This window comes from Undibacterium sp. SXout7W, assembly GCF_049339385.1.
Taxonomy (GTDB): Bacteria; Pseudomonadota; Gammaproteobacteria; order Burkholderiales; family Burkholderiaceae_D; genus Undibacterium.
The window spans coordinates 1-554 of the sequence record NZ_JBMPPF010000073.1 but is presented as its reverse complement, the minus strand read 5'-3'; the positions used below and the strand labels follow the sequence as shown (position 1 = coordinate 554).

The 554-nt window shown below is 55.4% G+C and carries 1 protein-coding gene; it reads left to right on the top strand.

Annotation, left to right across the window (positions count from 1 at the left end; genetic code table 11):
* The coding region (locus tag ACO0LB_RS20540; protein WP_423052552.1) for an Ig-like domain-containing protein at positions 1 to 554 on the top strand (554 nt) is incomplete at both ends.

The following is a 554-nucleotide window of genomic DNA, read 5'->3' as shown; positions in this document are numbered from 1 at the left end:
TACACCGTCGACCATACCGCACCACTGACGACCGTCACCGGTATTACCCTCTCCAGCGACACCGGCGTCAGTGCCACCGACTTTGCCACCACAACGGCACGACAAACCATCAGTGGCAATCTGAACAGCCCCCTCCAGGTGGGAGAAACCATCCGACTCTCCCTTGACAATGGCAATACATGGGTCACCGTAGCCGCTCCTCTGGGAGCGACCACCTGGTCACTCGATACCACTCTGCTGGCAGGAAGTAACACCCTCCAGGTCCGGGTCGAAGATGTCGCCGGCAATGCCAGCACAGCACTCGTACAAAACTATCTCCTCGAAGTCCTCAACCAGGGCGACAATGGCTCTGGAACCCCGTCAGGCACACTGCCTGATGCTGACAACGATGGCATTCCACAAACCGTTGAAAACAATGTCCCCAATGTCAACGGCAGTGGCACCGGCGATGGGAATGGCGATGGCATTGCCGATCAGTTACAAAAAGACGTGACGTCCTTTTTATGGAACAACAATTTTACGATCCCCCACTATCTGACCGTTGCAAATCAAGC